We start from the raw sequence: 16,702 nt of genomic DNA on the forward strand, positions 1-16,702 counted from the left end.
ATGGCTTCGCTTCGGGCGCTGCCCGCGCCCCACAAGGTCGGCGAGTGGCTCGCCGGCGGGCACGGCCCTGTGGTGCCCGACCCGAAACACGATACATGAGTTGTTGCGTCGCGTCATCGGTCAGCCGCGCGGTGGGCCACCAAGAGGCCGGGGCGGGACTGCGACGCGGCCAGCGGCAGAGCGCGGGAATTGACGAAATGGCAACGCCCGGCTATCGCGGCTCGGCGTTTTCCCGGATGCGCTGCTACAATAAGCAGTTTGCAACCGAGCTTACGGTTTTTGTACCGTCGGACGATGCGCGAGCGCGCGCCGCCGACGAAGTAATCGTGTTCGCAGCCCTGCCCCGCATCGACAACTAGAAACGCGCGTCGCGCACGGTCCTCGAGCCGGCTTTGAAAGGCCTTGACCTTTCAATGCGCTTTCTTCTTTGTCCCATTGCACGCCGCAGCGCCCGGACGCCAACGCTCGTCACCGGCGGCGGCCTCTCGTCCGCGAGGCAGCGCCGCAGGCTGTCCGGCCCCGATCGGGGCGCGAGAAGAAAGAAGGAGTAGCGAACGTGCCAGCAAGCGTCAACCTGACCCAATCCTCCGTGCGCCGGGCGGCGGTAGCCGCACATGCGGCGCGCGCAGGCGGGGGGCGAGGACAATGACGGTCACGGCGTCCAGCGTGTCCGACTGGCTGCTGATCGTGCTGTGCTGCGTGGCGACGGCCTATGTGCTGATCGCGGCGCTGGCGCTGCCTTCGGCTGCGCGGACGATGCGTGCCGCGTGCACGCGTCGCGGGGGCCAAGGGCGGTCGGCTGTCGGCGCCGTCAGCGTGCTCAAGCCGCTGTGCGGGGCCGAGCCGCGCCTGTTCGAGAATCTGGCGACGTTCTGCGAGCAAACCCATCCGCATTACCAGCTGCTGTTCGGCGTGTCCTCGCCGAACGATCCGGCCATCGGCGTCGTGCGCCGGCTCCAGGCGGCCTATCCGCAGCACGACATCGCGCTCGTCGTCGATCCGCTCGTGCACGGCCAGAATCTGAAGGTCAGCAACCTCATCAATCTCGCGTCGCACGCCAAGCACGAGTTCATCGTGTTGGCCGACAGCGATATCGCCGTCGAGCCCAACTACCTGGAAACCGTGACCGCGCCGCTGGCCGATCCGCAGGTCGGCATCGTCACGTGCCTCTATCATGCGCGCAGCGTCGGCGGCTTCTGGACGCGAGTCGGGTCGCTGTTCATCAACGAATGGTTCGCGCCGTCGGTGCGCATCGCGCATGCGGGCGGCTCGCGTCAGTTCGGCTTCGGTGCGACGCTCGCGCTGCGGGCCGACACGCTGGCGCAAACGGGCGGCTTCGAGGCGCTCAAGGATTGCCTGGCCGACGATTACTGGCTGGCCGAGCATACGCGTGAGCGTGGCTTGACGACGGTGCTGTCGGAAGTCGTCGTCGCGACCGACGTGATCGAGCCCGATTTCGGCTCGCTGTGGCTGCGCGAGACGCGCTGGCTGCGCACGATCCGCTCGATCAATCCGCTCGGGTTTGCGTTCCTGTTCATCACGTTTACTTCGCCGTGGCTCGTCGCGGCCGTGCTGCTCGCGTACGGCTTCGATGGCAACGGCGGGGCGCTGCGCGAAGCGGTGCTCGGCGCTTGCACGGCGCTCGGCACGCTGGCGCGCGTTGGTTTGCACGCGCGCGCGTCACTCGATGCGCGCACGTTCTGGCGCGACCTGCCGCTCGTCCCGCTGCGCGACGCCTTGCTCGCGCTGCAGTGGTTCGTGGCGGCGTTTGGCTCGCACGTCGTATGGCGCGGCGCCCGTATGCCGGTCGTCGCTCAAGTGATCGAGGGCTCCGATGGCCCCTGACCACTCGAATTTTTTCCAAATCTCATCAGCATCCATGCAGGTTGCCGGAGCATTCATGAAAACGCTGTTCTTGCAGGCCCCGTCGTATGACGGCTTCGATGGCGGAGCCGGTTCGCGCTACCAAGCCAAGCGCGAAATCCGCTCGTTCTGGTATCCCACGTGGCTGGCGCAGCCCGCTGCGCTCGTGCCTGGCAGCCGTGTCATGGACGCGCCCGCCGACGGCACGTCGGTCGAAGAGACCCTGAAGATCGCCGAGCAATACGACCTCGTGATCATCCACACGAGCACGCCGTCGTTCCCGACGGACGCCTTGTTCGCGCAAGACCTGAAGAAGCGCAAGCCGTCGGTGCTGATCGGCTTGGTCGGTGCGAAGGTGGCCGTCGATCCGCACAACTCGATCACGGCGTCCGAGGCCATCGATTTCGTCTGCCGCGAAGAGTTCGACTTCACGTGCAAGGAAATCGCCGAAGGCAAGCCGTTCCCGGAGATCAAGGGTTTGACCTGGCGTGCGAAGGACGGCTCGATCGAGCACAACGAAGCGCGCCCGATCCTCGAGAACATGGATGAGCTGCCGTTCGTCGCGCCCATCTACAAGCGCGATCTCAAGATCGACAACTACTTCATCGGGTATCTGAACTACCCCTACGTGTCGATCTACACGGGGCGCGGCTGCAAGTCGCGCTGCACGTTCTGCCTGTGGCCGCAGACGGTCAGCGGCCACCGCTATCGCACGCGTTCGGTCGAGAACGTGCTCGAGGAAGTGAAGTGGATTCGCGACAACATGCCGGAAGTGAAGGAGATCATGTTCGACGACGACACCTTCACGGACGACACGGCGCGCGCCGAAGACATCGCGCGCGGGATGGGCAAGCTCGGCGTGATATGGTCGTGCAACGCGAAGGCGAACGTGCCGTACGCGACGCTCAAGGTCATGAAGGAAAACGGCCTGCGCCTGTTGCTGGTCGGCTATGAGTCGGGCGACGACCAGATCCTCGTCAACATCAAGAAGGGCGTGCGCACGGACTTCGCGCGCCGCTTCAACGCGGACTGCAAGAAGCTCGGCATCAAGATCCACGGCACGTTCATTCTCGGCCTGCCGGGCGAGACGCCCGAGACGATCCGCAAGACGATCGAGTACGCGAAGGAAATCAATCCGCACACGATTCAGGTGTCGCTGGCCGCGCCGTATCCGGGCACCACGCTGTACAAGCAGGCCGTCGAGAACGGCTGGCTCGAGGAAAACAAGGTCATCAACCTCGTGAGCAAGGAAGGCGTGCAGCTCGCGGCGATCGGCTATCCGCATCTGTCGCGCGACGAGATCTACCACCATCTCGAGAAGTTCTATAAGGAGTTCTACTTCCGCCCGTCGAAGATCTGGGAGATCGTGCGCGAGATGCTGACGAGCTGGGACATGATGAAACGCCGTCTGCGCGAAGGCGTCGAGTTCTTCCGCTTCCTGCGGGCTCACGAGGCTTAACGCCGTGTCGGGTTCGGCCGAGCGCGCCCTGATCGTCACGGCCGACGATTTCGGGCTCCATGAGCGCGTGAACGCGGCCGTCGAGCGCGCACATCGCGAGGGCGTGCTCACGAGCGCGAGCCTCATGGTCAGCGCGCCGGCCGCCAGCGATGCCGTCGAGCGCGCGCGCAGGCTGCCGAGCCTGCGCGTCGGTCTGCACCTCGTGCTGGCCGACGGCGCCGCGACGTCGCCCGTCGAGCGCATCCCCGCTCTCGTCGGCCGTGACGGGCGCTTCGGCGATGCGATGGTGCGCGACGGCTTTCGCTTCTTCTTTCTTCCTCATGTGCGCGCGCAGCTCGCGCGCGAGATCCGGGCGCAGTTCGAGCAATTCGCCGCAACGGGCCTGCCGCTCGATCACGTCAATGCGCACAAGCATTTCCACGTGCATCCGACGGTGCTCTCGCTCGTGCTCGAGATCGGGCGCGAGTACGGCCTGCGCGCCGTGCGCCTGCCATTCGAGGCGCACGCGCCCTGGTGGCTCGCGCCGTGGATTGCACTGATGCGCGCGCGGCTTGCGCGCGCCGGCGTTGCCCATAACGACTACGTCGTCGGCATCGCCGACACGGGCGGCATGGATGAAGGCGTGCTGCTGGCGGCACTCGCCGAGCTGCCCGCCGGCATCGGCGAGATCTACTGTCATCCGGCCGAAAGCGGTGACGCGCCGCTGACGCCATCCATGCAGACGTATCGGCATGCCGACGAGCTCGATGCGTTGTTGTCGCCGCGCGTGCGCGCCGCATTCGATGCGGCTGGTGTGGCGCGCGGCGGGTTCGCCGACGTGTGCCGCGTCCGCGGCTTCGTCGCCGGGCAGGGGGGGGCGGCATGACGCGATGGCTCAAATGGGCTGGCTGGCCCGTTGGCATCGGCCTGCTGATTACGCTCGTGCTGCGCAACGGCGCGGGCGACATCGCCCACATCATCGGCCAGGCCGGCTTTGCGCTGCTGTGGCTCGTGCCGTTCCATGCGCTGCCGCTGCTGCTCGACGCCCGTGCGTGGCACCTGCTGCTCGGCCGCCGCGCGCCGCTCGCGTTCCTGTGGTGGGTGGCGACCGTGCGCGAGGCCGTGGGCCGGCTGTTGCCCGTGGTCAGCGTGGGCGGCGAGCTGGTGGGCATTCGGCTTGCGCGCTGGCGCGTCCGCGATGCGAGCTGCGTGAGTGCGTCGGTGATCGTCGAAGTGCTGGTGACGATCGTCGTCCAATACGCCTTCTCGGCGCTCGGGCTCGTCCTGATTCTGCTATCCAGCGGCGGTAACAACGGCAAGGCGATTGGCCTCGCCCTGTTGCTCTCGCTGCCGCTGCCCGTGCTGATGGTGGCGCTGCTGCGGCGTGGCGGCGTGTTCCATGCGATCGAGCGGTTCGCGGCCCGCGCGCTCGGCAGCGAGCATCGGCTGTTGCAAGGCATCGACGGCAAGCGGCTCGACGAGGAGATCGACGCGCTGATGCGGCGCACGGGCGTCGTGTTCCGTGCATTCCTCTGGCAATTGGCCGGCTACGTGCTCGGCGCGCTCGAGACGTATTGGGCGCTCGCGCTGCTGGGGCACCCCGTCTCGCTGGGCGGGGCCGTCGCGATCGAGGCGCTGACGCAGGCCGTGCGCCACGCGGCGTTCATGGTGCCGGCGGGCCTCGGCGTGCAGGAGGCGGCCGTCGTGATGCTCGCGCAGATGTTCGGCGTCGATCACGAGGTGGCGCTTTCGCTCGCGCTCGTCAAGCGGATGCGCGAGGTCGTGTTCGGTTGTATCGCGCTCGGCTCATGGCAATTGGCCGAGCTCATGCATGCGCGCAAGCGCTTGCCGGCCGCGCCGCACGGCGGTGCCGCTCGGGCCGCGCAAGGTGCATCGGTCCCGCTCGAGCAGCGTGCAGCCGCACGCGCCGAGGTACGCGACGCGGACCTCGTGCGCTGACCCGGGCCATCGTGCGGTCACGCGCATTCGGTGTAAACACGCCCTGGTTCGCATGAACGCTTGCGTCTACATTGAAGGCATCCGGACACAGCACAACGTTCGGCCAGACGACCCGGCGCGGTCTCGAGCTACGGGGGCGTTCGAGGTGGGGCATTCGTTGCCACGCGCTCGCACGCACGCGAAACACCGCGCCCTGATGGACGATGTCGATCGGCCGCGTGTCCGGCTTCCTTTTCTGCCGACGCAGATCGCGTCGCGCGCCTCGACCTTACCGGCTGCTCATCGCGCATGAGGGCCGGTTTTGTTTTTGGGCTTCCGCAAACGCGCTGCCGGTAGGTAGCCGCAAGCCTCTTATCGATCGCTGCGAATATCGAAAAAGCGACGGGAAATTTGGGCAATCGCCATGCGGACGATCGCATGAGACTTCCGCCTGCGTTTGCTCGAGCGCCGCTATGGCGCGTGTGCCGCTGCCGGAGCGACGCATTGTTGCGCTGCGGCACAGTTGGCGCATGCGGTTTGAAAAATCCCGTGTCGCTTGCGACTATCGCCGCTAGGCAGCAAGAAGCACATGCGAGCCGCGCGGCAAGACGCGGCGGGGATGGTGCCTCGTGCCCGAGGCGTAACTGACGATTCCTACAACGGAGACACCCGTGTTTCTCTACGGCTTCGGCCCGATCCTTCTTGCCGGCGCGATCAAGACGATCGAACTGTCGGTGCTCTCGCTCGCGGTTTCGGTGCTGCTCGGGCTCATCGGCGCGGTCGCCAAGCTGTCGCGCAATCGCGCCATTGCAAGCGCGGCGACGGCCTATACGACGCTGATCCGCTCCGTCCCTGATCTCGTCCTGATGCTGCTGCTGTTCTACAGCATCCAGATCGGCGTCAACGAGGTGACCGACGCGCTCGGCATGGCCCAGATCGACATCGACCCGTTCGTCGCGGGCGTGCTCACGCTGGGCTTCATCTACGGCGCCTACTTCACCGAGACGTTCCGCGGCGCGTTCCTGGCCGTGCCGCGCGGGCAGCTCGAGGCGGGCAGCGCCTATGGCATGAGCGGCATGCGCGTGTTCGGCCGCATCCTGTTCCCGCAGATGATGCGCTTTGCGCTGCCCGGCATCGGCAACAACTGGCAGGTGCTCGTGAAGGCTACGGCGCTCGTGTCGATCATCGGCCTCGCCGATGTCGTGAAGGCGGCCCAGGACGCCGGCAAGAGCACCTTCAACATGTTCTTCTTCATTTTCATCGCGGCGTTGATCTATCTCGCGATCACGACGGTGTCGAACCTCGTGCTCGTGTGGCTCGAGAAGCGCTACTCCATCGGCGTGCGCCACGCAGAACTATGATCGAGATCCTGTCGCAATACGGCCGCGCGTTCCTGTACTGGGACGGCAGCGGCTTCTCGGGCCTGGCCGTCACGCTGTGGCTGCTGGTCGCCTCGCTGTTGATCGGCTTCGTGATGGCCGTGCCGCTGGCCGTTGCGCGCGTGTCCAGGAACCGCTGGGTGTCCACGCCCGTGCGCTGCTACACGTACGTGTTTCGCGGCACGCCGCTGTTCGTGCAGCTGCTGTTGATCTACAGCGGTCTCTACAGCCTCGAATTCGTGCGCTCACATGAGCTGCTCGACACGTTCTTCCGCAGCGGCCTGCGTTGCGCGATCCTCGCGTTCGGCCTGAACACGGGCGCCTACACGACCGAGATCTTCGCGGGTGCGATCCGCTCGATTTCGCACGGCGAAGTCGAGGCGGCCCGCGCGTACGGCATGGGCGGCCTCACGCTGTATCGCCGCGTGATCCTGCCGTCGGCCTTGCGCCGCGCGTTGCCGTTGTACAGTAACGAGGTCATCCTGATGCTGCATGCGACCACCGTCGCGTTCACGGCCACAGTGCCCGATGTGCTGAAGGTCGCGCGCGACGCCAATTCGGCGACCTACATGTCGTTCCAGGCGTTCGGCCTCGCCGCGCTGATCTATCTTGCTGTATCGTTCGCACTCGTCGCGGTGTTCAGGCGGGCCGAGCAGCGCTGGCTCGCTTATCTGGCCGTCGGCCGCCATTGATTCATTTGGGATTACGGGAGAGCATGGTGCTCCAGCAGACTTCTCAATCCGCCGCCGTGAAACTCGCGGCGCTCGACATTCACAAGCGCTACGGTGACAACGAGGTCCTGAAGGGCGTCACGCTCGAGGCCAAGGCGGGCGACGTGATCAGCATCATCGGCGCGAGCGGCTCGGGCAAGAGCACGTTCTTGCGCTGCATCAACTTTCTCGAGCGGCCCAACGCGGGCAAGATCGTCGTCGACGGCGAGGAAGTGCGCACGAAAGCGGACCGCGTCGGCAACCTCGAAGTGGCCGATCAGAAGCAGTTGCAGCGCATCCGCACGAAGCTGTCGATGGTGTTCCAGCACTTCAACCTGTGGTCGCACATGAACGTGCTCGAGAACGTGATCGAGGCGCCCGTGCATGTGCTCGGCGTGTCGCGCCGCGAAGCCGAGGAACGCGCGCGCATGTACCTCGAGAAGGTCGGTCTGGCGCCGCGGCTCGAGATGCAATACCCGTCGCACCTGTCGGGCGGTCAGCAGCAGCGTGTGGCCATCGCGCGCGCACTCGCGATGAACCCCGACGTGATGCTGTTCGACGAGCCGACGTCGGCGCTCGACCCCGAACTCGTCGGCGAAGTGCTGAAGGTCATGCAGAAGCTGGCCGAGGAAGGCCGCACGATGATCGTCGTCACGCACGAGATGGGTTTTGCGCGCAACGTGTCGAATCATGTGATGTTTCTGCACCAGGGCCGCACCGAAGAAGAGGGCGACCCGGCGCAAGTGCTCGTCAACCCGCAGAGCGAGCGCTTGAAGCAGTTCCTCTCCGGCAGTCTGAAGTAAGCGAGCGCGCGGCGACCAGCATGCAGTTGCGCAGATCGACGACGCCACACCCCCCGAGCGGCCCGAGCGGCTCACGCTCGGCGGGAGGACGCTGATGGCGCGCACGTCGCCGACCCCGGCGCGCGTCACGCAAGTGGCTATCGTCGCGCTGCCGCCCGTGTCGATGTCGGGCGTGGGCCCGATCGTCGATGCGCTCGCGCTCGCCAACGAAATCGATGGGCGTCTGCTGTACCGCTGGCAGATTCTCTCTTGGGACGGCCGGCCCGTCCCGCTGTCGGGCGGCGCCGTGCTGCCGGCCGACGGCGCGTTCGGCGACGGTATCTCCTGCGACTGGCTCATCGTCGTGGCCGAGCGCTTTCAGCAATTCGCCGACTATCGGCTGTTTCTCGCAAGCCTCGCGCGGGTAGGGCAGCGCACGCCGCTCGTGACGGGTATCCACCACGGTGTGTGGTGGCTCGCGATGGCGGGGCAGCTGTCGGGCTACCGCGTCAGCGTGAAATGGGAGGCCTACCAGCAGTTCGCCGAGCAATTCGAGCGCTCGATCGTGACCCAGCAGATCTTCGAAATCGACCGCGATCGCGCGACCTGCGCGGGCGGCCAGGCCAGCGTCGACTTCATGCTGGCGATGATCGCGCGTGAGCACGGCCCCGAGCTGGCGGCGCGCATCGGCGACGCGCTCGGCATCGGCGTGCTGCGCTCGGGCGAGGAGCGCCAGCGCATTCCGTTCGTGACGGCCCCCGGCGAGCGCCATCCGCGCCTGAACGATGCGCTGTTGCTGATGGAGGCGAATATCGAAGATCCGCTGACGACCGACGAAATCGCCGGGCTCGTCGGTGTCTCGCGGCGCCAGCTCGAGCGTCTGTTCCGCCAATACCTCGGCGCGATGCCCTCGAAGTACTACCTCGGCTTGCGTCTGTCGAAAGCGCGCATGCAATTGCAGCGCACGAGCAAGTCGATCGTGCAGGTGAGTCTCGCCTGCGGATTTTCGTCGGCCGCGCACTTTTCCAATGCCTATCGCGAGCGCTTCGGCGTGACGCCGCGCGAGGAGCGCCGCAACTGGATCGCCAAGCAGCACGGCGCGGGCCCCGGCTATGCGGGTGAGCCGCGCGCGGCCGCGTTGCTCGAACCACCCGACGAATACAGTTGATCCCCATAAAAACACGTCGCGCCTGAGCAAGACGCACGGAGCGCCGTTTTCTACACTACTGCTACTACCTCAACGAGGACTTGCCATGAACGATCTCGCTGTGAACCGCCAGACTTTCGACGAAGTCATGGTGCCGGTATTTTCTCCCGCGTCTTTCGTGCCGGCGCGTGGCGCAGGCTCGCGCCTCTGGGATACCGAAGGGCGTGAATACGTCGATTTCACCGGCGGCATCGCGGTGACCGCGCTCGGCCATTCGCACCCCGAGCTCGTGCGCGTGCTGCACGAGCAGGGCGAGAAGCTCTGGCACGTGAGCAATGCCTACACCAATGAGCCCGTGCTGCGCCTCGCGAAGCGCCTCGAAGCGCTGACGTTCGCCGATCGCGCGTTCTTCGCGAACTCGGGCGCCGAAGCCAACGAGGCGGCGCTCAAGCTCGCACGCCGCGTCGCGCTCGAGCGTCACGGCGCCGACAAGATCGAAATCATCTCGTTCACGCAGTCGTTCCATGGGCGCACGCTGTTCACGGTCAGCGTGGGCGGCCAGCCGAAGTACGCCGAAGGCTTCGGCCCGGTGCCGGCCGGCATCACGCATCTGCCGTACAACGACATCGAGGCCGCGCGCGCGGCGATCGGGCCCAAGACGTGCGCCGTCATCGTCGAGCCGATCCAGGGCGAAGGCGGTGTGCTGCCCGCCGATCCGGCGTTCCTGCGCGCGCTGCGCGAAGCGTGCGACGCGCACGGCGCGCTGCTGATTTTCGACGAAGTGCAGACCGGTGTCGGCCGCACGGGGCACTTCTATGCGTACATGGATACGGGCGTGACGCCCGACATCCTCACGACGGCCAAGTCGCTCGGCAACGGCTTCCCGATCGGCGCCATGCTGACGACGAAGGAGATCGCCGCGCACTTCAAGGTCGGCGTGCACGGCACGACGTACGGCGGCAACCCGCTGGGTGCGGCGATTGCCGACAAGGTCGTCGAGCTCGTCAGCGATCCCGCGCTGCTCGAAGGCGTCAAGCAACGCAGCGCCCGGCTCACGGCCAAGCTCGAAGCGATCGGCAAGCGCTTCGAGCTGTTCAAGGAAGTGCGCGGCAAAGGTCTGCTGATCGGCGCCGAACTCGTGACCGCCTACGCAGGCCGCGCGAAGGATTTCGTCAACGCCGCCGCCAAGCACGGTGTCATGTTGCTGATCGCGGGGCCGGACGTGTTGCGTTTTGCGCCGTCGCTCGTGATTCCCGAGTCGGACATCGACGAGGGCCTCGCTCGCCTCGAGAAGGCGATCGAGGAAGTGACGGGCGCCACGGCTGACGCCGCCGCTCGCTAAAACCGGCCCACTGGAACGATGATGCTCTTCGTACGCCCTGGAAGACTTTCGGATCTCGACGCGCTGGAGGCAATGGCGCGCGCCGCGCAGCCCGTGCTGCACTCGTTGCCGCACGACCGGCGTGCGCTCGAGGCGCGCGTCGCGCTGTCGGAGGATTCGTTTCGCGCGCAGGTCGATTTCCCCGGCGAGGAGTTCTATCTCTTCGTGCTCGAGGACGGCGCGAGCGGCAAGCTGCTCGGCACGGCGAGCATCGTCGCTCAAGCCGGCTATGCCGAGCCGTTCTACGCGTTTCGCAACGATGCATTGATTCACGCGTCGCGCGAGTTGCACGTGAACCGCAAGATTCACGCGCTCACGATGTCGCACGAGCTGACGGGCAAGAGCCGGCTCGCCGGCTTTTACATCGATCCGTCGCTGACGGGTGACGCGGCCGCGCATCTGCTCTCGCGCGCGCGCATGATGTACGTGGCCGCGAACCGGCGGCGCTTTTCGTCGGAAGTGTTCTCGCTGCTGCTCGGCGTGACCGACGAGGCCGGCACTTCGCCGTTCTGGGAGGCGGTCGGGCGCAAGTTCTTCGGGCGCGACTTCGCGCAGATCGAAATGGCCTCGGGCGGACGCAGCCGCACGTTCATCGCCGAAGTCATGCCGAGCTATCCGCTCTACGTGCCGCTGTTGCCCGAGGCTGCGCAACGTGTGCTCGGCGAGCCGGACACGAAGGCGCTGCTCGCTTACGACATTCATCTCGAAGAGGGCTTCGAGCCCGATCGCTTCGTCGACATCTTCGATGCGGGCCCGGTGCTGACCGCCCAGGTCGATCGCAGCGCCTGCGTCGCGCACAACGAAACGCGCATCGTGCGCGAAGGGGCGGAGCGCGCCGCGCCCACGCTCGACGACACCACGACGAGCTACCTCGTCGCGAGCAACCGCGCCGGCGACTTCCGCTGCGTGCTCGCGGAGCTGGCTGGCCCGGCAGCGCCGGGCAAACGCGGTGAGCCAGCCGGCGACGCGCCGTTGACGTCGGCTGCGCGCGCAGCGCTCGGCGTCGTCGACGGCGACACGGTGCGCTGTGTGCCGCTGCATCGGCGCGACTCGGAAGCGCACGAGACGGATGCCGATGAGCCCTACACCGACACGCAATCAGTCAATCAATCGGGAGGTCGGCGATGATCGTCGTTCGTGCCGTCAAGTCGGGCGACGTGGACTCGCTCGTGGCACTTGCTCAGGAGACGGGCCCCGGTCTCACCACGTTCAAGCCCGATCGCGATGCGCTGGCTGCACGCATCGAGCGCTCGAAGAGGACGATGGAAGGGCGGGCCGCGCCGCATGAGGCCGGCTACTTCTTCGTCATGGAAGACACGGCAAGCGGCGATGTGGCCGGTGTATGCGGCATCGAGACGCAAGTCGGGCTCGAGCAGCCGTTCTACAACTATCGCGTGAGCACGGTCGTGCACGCGAGCCAGGAGCTCGGCGTGTGGACCCGGATGTCGCTGCTGAACATCTCGCACGACCTCACGGGCTATGCCGAGGTGTGCTCGCTGTTCCTGTCGCCGCGCTATCGCGCGCATGGCGTGGGCGGCTTGCTGTCGCGCTCGCGCTTCATGTTCATCGCGCAGTTCCGCGAGCGCTTTCCCGAGCGCCTGTGCGCCGAGCTGCGCGGCCATTTCGATGCCGACGGCACGTCGCCGTTCTGGCACGCGGTGGGCTCGCATTTCTACCAGATCGACTTCAACGCCGCCGACTACCTGAGCGCGCATGGCCGCAAGTCGTTCCTGGCCGAGCTGATGCCGCGCTACCCCGTGTACGCCGATTTGCTGCCGCAGGAAGCGCAAGACTGCATCGGCCTCACGCATCGCGACACGGCGCCCGCGCGCAAGATGCTCGAAGCGGAAGGGCTGCGCTATCAGAACCACGTCGACATCTTCGATGCCGGCCCGGTGCTCGAATGCCATATCAACGATTTGCGCACGGTGCGCGAGAGCGTGCTCGTGCCCGTGATCGTCGACGCATCGATGCTTGACGCGGGGCTCGATGCGCCGCGCTCGCTCGTGTCGAATACGTCGCTGAACGATTTTCGCGTCGGCGTTGCACCGGGCGTGCCCGAGGACGGGGCGATGCGCGTCTCGCCCAAGGACGCCGAGGCGCTCGACGTACGCGAAGGCGATGCGGTGCGGGTGCTGCCGCTGCCGCTGGCCAAAACCAAACAGGGATGAGCTGACATGAACGAACTTTTCATCGACGGCGAGTGGTGTGCGGCGAGCGGCCCCGCCTTCGCGTCGCGTAACCCGGGCACGAACGACATCGTCTGGCAGGGCAACAGCGCGTCGGCCGACGACGTCGATCGCGCCGTGACGAGCGCGCGCCGGGCGTTCGCGACGTGGTCGGCGCTGTCGTTCGAGGCGCGTTGCGAGATCGTGCGGCGCTTCGCCGCGCTGCTGGGCGAGCGCAAGGAAGCGCTGGCCGACGCGATCGGCCGCGAAACCGGCAAGCCGTTGTGGGAAGCGCGCACGGAGGCGGCCACCATGGCGGCCAAGGTCGAGATCTCGATCACGGCCTATCAGGAGCGCACGGGCGAGAAGCGCACGTCGATGGCCGACGGCGTCGCGGTGCTGCGGCATCGTCCGCACGGCGTCGTGGCCGTGTTCGGTCCTTACAACTTCCCAGGGCATTTGCCGAACGGCCACATCGTGCCTGCGCTGATCGCCGGGAACGCGGTCGTGTTCAAGCCGTCGGAGCTTGCGCCCGAGGTCGCGCGCATGACCGTGCAGATCTGGCGCGATGCGGGCCTGCCGGCCGGCGTGCTCAATCTCGTGCAAGGCGAGAAGGACACCGGCGTGGCGCTCGCCAATCATCGTCAGATCGATGGCCTGTTCTTCACGGGCAGCTCCGATACGGGCACGCTGCTGCACAAGCAGTTCGGCGGCCGGCCCGAGATCGTGCTGGCGCTGGAGATGGGCGGCAACAATCCGCTCGTGATCGGCGAAGTCGAGGATCTCGATGCGGCCGTGCATCACACGATCCAGTCGGCGTACCTGTCGGCCGGTCAGCGCTGCACGTGCGCGCGCCGCATCTTCGTCCCGCACGGCGCGTTCGGCGAGCGCTTTCTCGAGCGCTTCACCGAGGTCACTTCGCGTATCGCCTATGGCGTCTACAACGCCGATCCGCAGCCGTTCATGGGGGCGGTGATCTCGGCACGCGCGGCGTCGCGCCTCGTGGCCGCCCAGCAGCGCTTGCTGGATGCCGGTGGGCGCGCACTGTTGACGATGGAGCAACGCGACCCCGCGCTCGGCTTCGTGAGCCCCGCGATTCTCGATGTCACCGAGGTGCGCGAGCTGCCGGACGAGGAGCACTTCGGCCCGCTCGCGCAGATCATCCGTTACACGGGCCTGGATGAAGCGATCGCGCGCGCCAACGACACCGCCTACGGTCTGTCGGCCGGCCTCATCGCCGACGACGAAGCGGCCTGGACGCACTTCAACCGCACGATTCGCGCCGGCATCGTGAACTGGAACCGGCCGACCAACGGCGCATCGTCGGCGGCGCCGTTCGGCGGCACGGGCCGCTCGGGCAATCATCGGCCCAGCGCGTTCTACGCGGCCGATTACTGCGCCTATCCGATGGCCTCGGTAGAAAGCACGCAACTTCAAATGCCCGCGAGCGTTTCGCCGGGTCTTCAATTCTAAGAATCGAGTAGGGACGACGATGCAAGCACGGGAAGCCAATTTCGACGGACTCGTAGGTCCGACGCACAACTACGCGGGACTGTCGTTCGGTAACGTGGCGTCGCTGGCGAACGAGAAATCGGCCGCGAACCCGCTCGCCGCGGCCAAGCAAGGCCTGCGCAAGATGAAGCAGCTGGCCGATCTCGGTTTTCTGCAAGGCGTGTTGCCGCCGCAAGAGCGGCCGTCGCTGCGCCTCTTGCGCGAGCTCGGCTTCTCGGGCAACGACGCGCGCGTGCTCGAACGTGCGGCTAAGGAAGCCCCTGAGCTGCTCGCGGCGGCGAGCTCGGCTTCGGCGATGTGGACCGCCAACGCGGCGACGGTGAGCCCATCGGCCGACACGCAGGACGGCCGCGTGCACTTTACGCCGGCCAACCTGACGAGCAAGCTGCATCGCGCGATCGAACACGAGGCGACGCGCCGCACGCTGTCCGCGATCTTCGCCGACGAGGCGCGCTTCGCCGTGCACGAGGCATTGCCGGGCACGCCGGCGCTCGGCGACGAAGGTGCCGCGAACCACACGCGCTTTTGCTCGGCCTATGGCGAGCGTGGCGTCGAGTTCTTCGTGTACGGGCGCAGCGAGTACCGCCGCGGCCCCGAGCCCGTGCGCTATCCGGCGCGCCAGACGTTCGAGGCGAGCCGCGCCGTCGCGCAGCGCCACGGCCTGCACGAGGAAGCGACCGTCTACGCACAGCAGCGCCCCGACGTCATCGATGCGGGCGTGTTCCACAACGATGTGATCGCGGTCGGCAATCGTCAAACGCTGTTTTGCCACGAGCGCGCCTTCGTGGAGCAAAGCGCCGTCTACGACCGCCTGCGCGAGCGGCTCGCGAAAACGGGTGCCGAGCTGAACGTGATCGAGGTGCCCGATGCGCGCGTGAGCGTGGCCGATGCGGTGTCCTCGTATCTGTTCAACAGCCAGCTGCTCACGCGTGCTGACGGCACCGAGGTGCTCGTCGTGCCGCAGGAGTGCCGTGAGAACCCGCGTGTGTCGGCCTATCTCGACGACCTCATCAGCGGTGCCGGCCCGATCGCCGACGTGCTCGTATTCGATCTGCGCGAGAGCATGAAGAACGGTGGCGGCCCCGCCTGCCTGCGCCTGCGCGTGGTGTTGACCGAAGCCGAGCGCGCCGCGACGGCGCCGGGGGTATGGATCGACGACGCGCTGTTCACACGGCTCGACGCGTGGATCGGCAAGCACTACCGCGACCGCCTCGCGCCGGCCGATCTGGCCGACCCGACCCTGCTCGTGGAATCGCGGACAGCGCTCGACGAGCTCACGCAAATCCTCGGCCTGGGCTCGCTCTATGACTTCCAGCGCTAAGCCTGCCGTGCCGCCGCTGCTCGGCGATTTCCTCGCGTTTACGCTGGCCGGTGGGCGGCCCGACACGAGCGAGCAAAGCGGCACGTGTGGGCGCGATGGCGCGTCTGTGCGCTATGCGTGGCTCGACGAAGGGGTGCTGTTGCTCGAGCCGCGGACTGCGCCGGGGTCACCGACGCTGCCCAGCGTGCTCGTGTCGGCCGGTGTCCACGGCGACGAGACGGCGCCGATCGAGCTGCTCTCGCAACTGGTGGCCGATCTCGCGTGCGGCGCGTTGCCGCTCGCATGCCGGTTGCTCGTCGTGCTCGGCAACATCGCGGCGATGCGCTCGGGCGAGCGCTACCTCGACGACGACATGAACCGGTTGTTCTGCGGCCGCCATCGGCAACTCGCGGCCAGCCGGGAGGCGCCACGCGCTGGCGCGCTCGAAGCTTGCGCCGCACGCTTTTTCGAAGCGGCGCCGGGCGATCAATCCGCGCGCTGGCACATCGACATGCACACGGCCATTCGCGCCTCCGTGTTCGAGCAGTTCGCGTTGCTGCCGCATACGGGCACGCCGCCGTCGCGCGCCATGTTCGCATGGCTCGCGCAGGCACGCATCGCCGCGGTGCTGCTGCACACGGCCAAGGGCAACACGTATACGCACTTCACGGCCGAATCGTTCGGTGCGCAGGCGTGCACGCTCGAGCTCGGCAAGGTGCGTCCGTTCGGGCAGAACGACCTCACGCGCTTTGCGGCGGCCGATCGCGCCGTGCGCGCGATCGTCAGCGGCACCGAGGCGGGCGGCGCAGCCTCGATGCCGCTCGTGTTCACCGTCGTCGATCAGATCACGAAGCAAAGCGACGCGTTCGAGTTGTACGTCGCTGCCGATGTGGCCAACTTCACGCCGTTCCCGAAGGGCACGCTGCTCGCGCGCGACGGCGATTATCGCTATGCGGTGCAGCACGAGGAGGAGCGCCTCGTGTTCCCGAACCCGACCGTCAAACCGGGCCTGCGCGCAGGCCTGCTCGTCGTCGATACGACACGGGAGACGCTGGACGCGCTCGCGTCCTGATCCCGTGTCGAT

15 protein-coding genes are annotated in these 16,702 nt (G+C 66.9%); all 15 read left to right on the top strand.

Annotated elements, in window-relative coordinates:
• Nucleotides 1-197: 197 nt before the first annotated feature.
• Nucleotides 198-359, top strand: a complete 162-nt coding sequence (locus tag D7S89_RS27330; protein WP_183085056.1) for a hypothetical protein — start codon at nucleotides 198-200, stop codon at nucleotides 357-359.
• Nucleotides 360-645: 286 nt separating this feature from the next.
• Nucleotides 646-1,845, top strand: a complete 1,200-nt coding sequence (hpnI, locus tag D7S89_RS00855) for a bacteriohopanetetrol glucosamine biosynthesis glycosyltransferase HpnI (RefSeq protein WP_121274846.1) — start codon at nucleotides 646-648, stop codon at nucleotides 1,843-1,845.
• Between the two features lie 34 nt (nucleotides 1,846-1,879).
• The gene (gene hpnJ, locus D7S89_RS00860; RefSeq protein ID WP_342766884.1) at nucleotides 1,880-3,322 is read left to right on the top strand and encodes a hopanoid biosynthesis associated radical SAM protein HpnJ; all 1,443 of its coding nucleotides are present in this window, start codon (nucleotides 1,880-1,882) and stop codon (nucleotides 3,320-3,322) included.
• Between the two features lie 4 nt (nucleotides 3,323-3,326).
• Complete coding sequence (gene hpnK / locus D7S89_RS00865; RefSeq protein WP_121274847.1) at nucleotides 3,327-4,187, top strand: hopanoid biosynthesis-associated protein HpnK; 861 nt, start codon at nucleotides 3,327-3,329, stop codon at nucleotides 4,185-4,187.
• On the top strand, nucleotides 4,184-5,260 hold the full coding sequence (locus D7S89_RS00870) for a lysylphosphatidylglycerol synthase domain-containing protein (protein ID WP_121274848.1): 1,077 nt from the start codon (nucleotides 4,184-4,186) through the stop codon (nucleotides 5,258-5,260). Before hpnK ends, D7S89_RS00870 begins: the two co-directional genes overlap by 4 nt.
• A 650-nt stretch (nucleotides 5,261-5,910) precedes the next feature.
• Nucleotides 5,911-6,600: an ABC transporter permease gene (locus D7S89_RS00875; RefSeq protein WP_121274849.1), complete on the top strand. Its 690-nt coding sequence runs from the start codon at nucleotides 5,911-5,913 to the stop codon at nucleotides 6,598-6,600.
• Nucleotides 6,597-7,310, top strand: a complete 714-nt coding sequence (locus D7S89_RS00880; RefSeq protein WP_121274850.1) for an ABC transporter permease — start codon at nucleotides 6,597-6,599, stop codon at nucleotides 7,308-7,310. The genes D7S89_RS00875 and D7S89_RS00880 overlap by 4 nt, the downstream gene beginning before the upstream one ends.
• 23 nt (nucleotides 7,311-7,333) lie before the next feature.
• Nucleotides 7,334-8,131, top strand: a complete 798-nt coding sequence (locus D7S89_RS00885) for an ABC transporter ATP-binding protein (protein WP_183085057.1) — start codon at nucleotides 7,334-7,336, stop codon at nucleotides 8,129-8,131.
• Nucleotides 8,132-8,225: 94 nt separating this feature from the next.
• A complete protein-coding gene (locus D7S89_RS00890; RefSeq protein WP_121274851.1) occupies nucleotides 8,226-9,278 on the top strand; it encodes a GlxA family transcriptional regulator in 1,053 nt (350 codons plus the stop codon).
• Nucleotides 9,279-9,363: 85 nt separating this feature from the next.
• The gene (locus D7S89_RS00895; RefSeq protein WP_121274852.1) at nucleotides 9,364-10,599 is read left to right on the top strand and encodes an aspartate aminotransferase family protein; all 1,236 of its coding nucleotides are present in this window, start codon (nucleotides 9,364-9,366) and stop codon (nucleotides 10,597-10,599) included.
• 21 nt (nucleotides 10,600-10,620) lie between these two features.
• Nucleotides 10,621-11,766, top strand: a complete 1,146-nt coding sequence (gene aruF, locus D7S89_RS00900) for an arginine/ornithine succinyltransferase subunit alpha (protein ID WP_121274853.1) — start codon at nucleotides 10,621-10,623, stop codon at nucleotides 11,764-11,766.
• Entirely contained in the window at nucleotides 11,763-12,809 is a 1,047-nt protein-coding gene (gene astA / locus D7S89_RS00905; RefSeq protein ID WP_121274854.1) for an arginine N-succinyltransferase, read from the top strand. The genes aruF and astA overlap by 4 nt, the downstream gene beginning before the upstream one ends.
• A 6-nt stretch (nucleotides 12,810-12,815) precedes the next feature.
• Nucleotides 12,816-14,279, top strand: a complete 1,464-nt coding sequence (gene astD / locus D7S89_RS00910; protein WP_121274855.1) for a succinylglutamate-semialdehyde dehydrogenase — start codon at nucleotides 12,816-12,818, stop codon at nucleotides 14,277-14,279.
• A 19-nt stretch (nucleotides 14,280-14,298) separates the two neighbouring features.
• On the top strand, nucleotides 14,299-15,639 hold the full coding sequence (astB, locus tag D7S89_RS00915) for an N-succinylarginine dihydrolase (protein WP_121274856.1): 1,341 nt from the start codon (nucleotides 14,299-14,301) through the stop codon (nucleotides 15,637-15,639).
• On the top strand, nucleotides 15,623-16,690 hold the full coding sequence (gene astE / locus D7S89_RS00920) for a succinylglutamate desuccinylase (RefSeq protein WP_121274857.1): 1,068 nt from the start codon (nucleotides 15,623-15,625) through the stop codon (nucleotides 16,688-16,690). Before astB ends, astE begins: the two co-directional genes overlap by 17 nt.
• The last annotated feature ends 12 nt before the right edge of the window (nucleotides 16,691-16,702 follow it).

It is taken from the genome of Trinickia fusca, assembly GCF_003628145.1.
GTDB classification, from domain to species: domain Bacteria; phylum Pseudomonadota; class Gammaproteobacteria; order Burkholderiales; family Burkholderiaceae; genus Trinickia; species Trinickia fusca.

What these genes read in the sequence shown, in the direction of transcription:
- D7S89_RS27330 (WP_183085056.1), top strand. Translation starts at nt 198, where the DNA reads ATGGCAACGCCCGGCTATCGCGGCTCGGCGTTTTCCCGGATGCGCTGC.
- D7S89_RS00885 (WP_183085057.1), top strand. Translation starts at nt 7,334, where the DNA reads ATGGTGCTCCAGCAGACTTCTCAATCCGCCGCCGTGAAACTCGCGGCG.
- D7S89_RS00870 (WP_121274848.1), top strand. Translation starts at nt 4,184, where the DNA reads ATGACGCGATGGCTCAAATGGGCTGGCTGGCCCGTTGGCATCGGCCTG.
- astB (WP_121274856.1), top strand. Translation starts at nt 14,299, where the DNA reads ATGCAAGCACGGGAAGCCAATTTCGACGGACTCGTAGGTCCGACGCAC.
- astD (WP_121274855.1), top strand. Translation starts at nt 12,816, where the DNA reads ATGAACGAACTTTTCATCGACGGCGAGTGGTGTGCGGCGAGCGGCCCC.
- D7S89_RS00890 (WP_121274851.1), top strand. Translation starts at nt 8,226, where the DNA reads ATGGCGCGCACGTCGCCGACCCCGGCGCGCGTCACGCAAGTGGCTATC.
- hpnJ (WP_342766884.1), top strand. Translation starts at nt 1,880, where the DNA reads ATGCAGGTTGCCGGAGCATTCATGAAAACGCTGTTCTTGCAGGCCCCG.
- D7S89_RS00880 (WP_121274850.1), top strand. Translation starts at nt 6,597, where the DNA reads ATGATCGAGATCCTGTCGCAATACGGCCGCGCGTTCCTGTACTGGGAC.
- astE (WP_121274857.1), top strand. Translation starts at nt 15,623, where the DNA reads ATGACTTCCAGCGCTAAGCCTGCCGTGCCGCCGCTGCTCGGCGATTTC.
- astA (WP_121274854.1), top strand. Translation starts at nt 11,763, where the DNA reads ATGATCGTCGTTCGTGCCGTCAAGTCGGGCGACGTGGACTCGCTCGTG.
- hpnI (WP_121274846.1), top strand. Translation starts at nt 646, where the DNA reads ATGACGGTCACGGCGTCCAGCGTGTCCGACTGGCTGCTGATCGTGCTG.
- D7S89_RS00895 (WP_121274852.1), top strand. Translation starts at nt 9,364, where the DNA reads ATGAACGATCTCGCTGTGAACCGCCAGACTTTCGACGAAGTCATGGTG.
- aruF (WP_121274853.1), top strand. Translation starts at nt 10,621, where the DNA reads ATGCTCTTCGTACGCCCTGGAAGACTTTCGGATCTCGACGCGCTGGAG.